We start from the raw sequence: 3,721 nt of genomic DNA, 5'->3' as shown, positions 1-3,721 counted from the left end.
TCGCCAGGGTATGTGCGGTTTTCGATATGCCGACGATATGTGATGGCTCGTAGCATCGAGAGCATGCGTGTGCTGATCGTCGAGTACGAACCCCTGATGGCAGAGGCCATCCGCGATGGCCTGCGCCTCGAGGCCATCGAAGCCGACATCGCGGGTGATGGCGACACCGCTTTAGAACTGCTGAGCATCAACACTTACGACATCGCCGTCCTGGACCGGGACTTCCCTGCGCAGTCCGGCGATGAGATCGCCAAGCGCATCGTCGCCTCCAGTAGCGGCCTTCCGACCCTCGTGCTCACAGCTCGCGACTGGCTCGACGACAAGGCCAGGCAGCTCGAGCTCGGCGCTGACGACTACCTGACCAAACCCTTCGACTTTCGAGAGCTCGTCATGCGGCTCATGGCACTCGATCCGGGACGCCACCGCAGCAGGCCGCCCGTTCGAGAGATTGCGGGCCTACGGCTGGATTCGCACCGCAGAGAGGTCCACCGCGATGGTGTCCAAATCCCGTTGACCAGGAAACAGTTCGCCGTGCTCGAAGCCCTTGTTGCCGCCGATGGCGATGTCGTCAGCGCCGACGAGCTACTGGAATGGGCGTGGGATGAGAACGCCGCCTCGTTCACCAGTGTCGTGCACTTCACGGTCTCGGCACTACGCAAACGCCTCGGGGAACCCTGGATCATTGCCATCGTGGATGACGTGGGTTACTGCATCGACACGGGGCTGTGCATCGGTCGCGAGGGAGAAGACGGTGCATAGAGTCCTTGGGATGAGTGTTCGTCTCAAACTCACCCTCAGCTACGCCGGATTCCTCATGGTCGCAGGTGCTCTGCTGCTTGCGGCGATATGGGTGTTCGTCCTGCGTCACTTGCCCGCCTACACGCCGGTCTCTGGGGGGGTGCTGCCTCGCTCCTTCCTCCTGCGCGACTTCGCGACGGCCGCAGGCTCCGTGATGGTCTTCTTGCTGTTATTCGGGCTCCTGGGAGGATGGATCCTCGCCGGCCGGATGCTCGCCCCCCTGACCCGCATCACGGACGCCACCCGAAAGGCCACGAACGGATCGCTATCCCACCGAATCCAGCTACCAGGCCGCAAAGACGAGTTTCGCGAACTCGCCGATACGTTCGACACGATGCTCGCCCAGCTCGAAGCACACGTCGCCGAGCAGCGGAGATTCGCGGCCAACGCCTCGCACGAACTGCGCACCCCGCTGTCGATCTCGAAGACGCTTCTCGAGGTGGCCCGCACCGATCCCGCACAGGACTTGGGCGAGATCATCGCCCGCCTCAGTGCCGTCAACACCCGTGCGATTGAGCTGACAGAGGCGCTACTTGTTCTCAGTCGCGCCGACCAGCGGTCACTCTCCCGGGAACCTGTCGACCTGTCCCTCCTGGTGGAAGAGGCCACCGAAACACTGCTCTCCCTCGCAGAAGCACGGGGCGTCACAATCGAGACTTCCGGTGAGATCACCCCCACGACGGGATCGCAGGCGCTGCTGCTGCAGTTGATTACGAATCTCTTGCACAACGCGATCGTCCATAACTTGCCCGAGAAGGGCATCGTGTGGGTCAATACTATTGTTCGCACCAACAGTGTGGTGCTCACAGTCGAGAACACTGGCGACAGGCTTAGCCCAGAGCTGATCTCGACACTCACCGAGCCCTTCCAGCGCGGCACCGGGCGCATCCACACCGACCACGCAGGCGTCGGCCTCGGTCTGGCGATCGTCAAAACCATCACTCACGCACACGGCGGGACCCTCACCCTCACCTCGCGCCCGGCCGGCGGGATCCGCACCACGGTGGAATTCCCTGACACAACATTTGGTGGGCGGTCCCGCGATTGATCGGACATGTCGCGTATCAACGCTTCAGCCCGCGGGTGCCGCAGGGCGCGAAGGCGCCGACGTTCACATCGCTCGATCGCGTCGACACGCATCCGCCGGGCGGAGGGCTCATGGACTTGTTCCAAGTCCGCATATTTCGTCAGTACGGAGTGCCGTGCTCCGCTTACCCATCCCGCTGCTGTTGCTGAGCTCTGCCAGGGGATCGTCGCGTGGCGCTTCGTGAGAAACGGAGGTGCAGCTGGATATGACGAAGTCGAAGGTCGGTCCCACTGATCTCCGCCCGGTAGACGTCGAGAGCGGTAGCGCCGTGGGCAGCGAACTCATGGCACAGCGGCGACAGTTGACACCACATGGGTGGCGTCGCCGGCTCACGGCGGGGCCGAAACGGAACCTTGTCCGCCGCACACGAGTTCGGATATACATACATCTACTTCGGAGCAACGGCCTTCACTGGGCCCCCACTAGCTTCGGAGCGGCCGCTGGCCAATAACCCGGCGGCAGGCAATCCTTCCTTCGAACTAGGGAGATCTTGCACCATGGGCATCAAGAAGATAGGGCTCTCCGTCGGCATGGCGGCCGCCCTTATCGCCGGCCTCACCGCCATAGCTCCGACTGCAAGCGCGCACGACGAGAACTGGGACTTCTGGCTCAACAAGAACACCGACTTTGGCAGCCACGAGTACGACTACTCATCCCACAACAATGACCCGGATTTCTCCAACAATTATTGGAGCCACAAAACCTCGAACGGTACGCTCGACAACAGTGCAAGCTCGATGAACAACTACAACTGCCACCCGGCAAAATTGTACCAGTTCGCTGGTTATTCCGGCGTGACCTATACGGCTGCCCCGTATTCGAACGATAAGACTTTCGGCAACAATAATTTCGAAAACAAGGCAAGCGCTGTGAAGTTCTACGCTTGCTGACGGACTGAAATCCGGAACCCGGGGACTCCACTTCGAGAGCGGAGTCTCCCGGCTCCTGGAGACGGGATTAAGGCATATGGGACGCGCCGTCCGCATGACGCTGACTGGCCTTTTCGTGATTCTTGCGTGTAGCTGCTCGACAGCCAAGCCTTCTCCGGATAAATCCGGACCGGCTGCGGCCCCGGAGCCAGATGATGAGGTGCGCAGCCTCAAGCTCCCTTTTGATCAGTATCAACTCTCGCCGCAAGACTATTATATAATTTCAGCTGCCCGGGATAAATTGATAGATAAATGTATGTCCGAGAAGGGGCGCAAGTGGAGGGTTCGAGAGAGGGTAAAAACGGTCGAGGACCTGCCTAACCGGCGGCGATACGGACTGATCGAGATCGAGGTTGCCAGGAAATTCGGCTTTCATGAACCTCCGGAGCGACAGACTGCAAGCGAGAATCACGAGATTCCTCACGAAAGCGAGCAACAAGCGAAGAGTGAGGGGTGTGACAGAAAGGCGGATGCGAGCCTCGGTAGAAGGGCCGAGAATAATTACGGGCGACTCATCGGTCTCAGTCAAAAGCTGCTTTTGGATGCTCTCCACTCTCCCGCAGTGTCGGACAATCTACGCACCTGGCGTGCTTGCATGAAAGGTAAGGGTTACAAATATTCGGATCCTTATAAGTCAATCGGTGATTCGGCGTGGTGGTCACGTGATATGTCGGACAGGACCAGCCGCCCAAGCTCCAAGCGAGAAGTCGATACGGCCGTGGCAGACGTTACGTGCAAACGTGCAGCGGGCCTCGTGAAAGCCTGGTACGCGGAGGAGTCACGCCTTCAGCGGAAGGGCATCAAGAGTAACGCTGATTACTTTCGTGAGATAGGAGCCTACAAGGCCAGAGTATTGAGTTCTTCGCATGCAGCACTGAAATAGTGATCTTCACCAACCACACGTCGG

At 59.8% G+C, this 3,721-nt stretch carries 4 protein-coding genes; all 4 read left to right on the top strand.

Annotated elements, in window-relative coordinates:
- Positions 1 to 63: 63 nt before the first annotated feature.
- Complete coding sequence (locus ACZ5U5_RS39710; RefSeq protein ID WP_469031511.1) at positions 64 to 759, top strand: response regulator transcription factor; 696 nt, start codon at positions 64 to 66, stop codon at positions 757 to 759.
- Between the two features lie 10 nt (positions 760 to 769).
- Positions 770 to 1,846 (top strand): sensor histidine kinase, encoded by a 1,077-nt coding sequence (locus ACZ5U5_RS39705; protein ID WP_469031510.1) that lies wholly within the window; start codon positions 770 to 772, stop codon positions 1,844 to 1,846.
- 536 nt (positions 1,847 to 2,382) lie between these two features.
- A complete protein-coding gene (locus ACZ5U5_RS39700; RefSeq protein ID WP_469031508.1) occupies positions 2,383 to 2,775 on the top strand; it encodes a hypothetical protein in 393 nt (130 codons plus the stop codon).
- Between the two features lie 76 nt (positions 2,776 to 2,851).
- Positions 2,852 to 3,697, top strand: a complete 846-nt coding sequence (locus ACZ5U5_RS39695) for a hypothetical protein (RefSeq protein ID WP_469031506.1) — start codon at positions 2,852 to 2,854, stop codon at positions 3,695 to 3,697.
- The last annotated feature ends 24 nt before the right edge of the window (positions 3,698 to 3,721 follow it).

It is taken from the genome of Streptomyces sp. NPDC033177, assembly GCF_055577715.1.
The sequence above is the reverse complement of the archived record's forward strand: the minus strand, read 5'-3'. Positions and strand labels throughout refer to the sequence as shown.

What these genes read in the sequence shown, in the direction of transcription:
- ACZ5U5_RS39695 (WP_469031506.1), top strand. Translation starts at nt 2,852, where the DNA reads ATGGGACGCGCCGTCCGCATGACGCTGACTGGCCTTTTCGTGATTCTT.
- ACZ5U5_RS39700 (WP_469031508.1), top strand. Translation starts at nt 2,383, where the DNA reads ATGGGCATCAAGAAGATAGGGCTCTCCGTCGGCATGGCGGCCGCCCTT.
- ACZ5U5_RS39710 (WP_469031511.1), top strand. Translation starts at nt 64, where the DNA reads ATGCGTGTGCTGATCGTCGAGTACGAACCCCTGATGGCAGAGGCCATC.
- ACZ5U5_RS39705 (WP_469031510.1), top strand. Translation starts at nt 770, where the DNA reads ATGAGTGTTCGTCTCAAACTCACCCTCAGCTACGCCGGATTCCTCATG.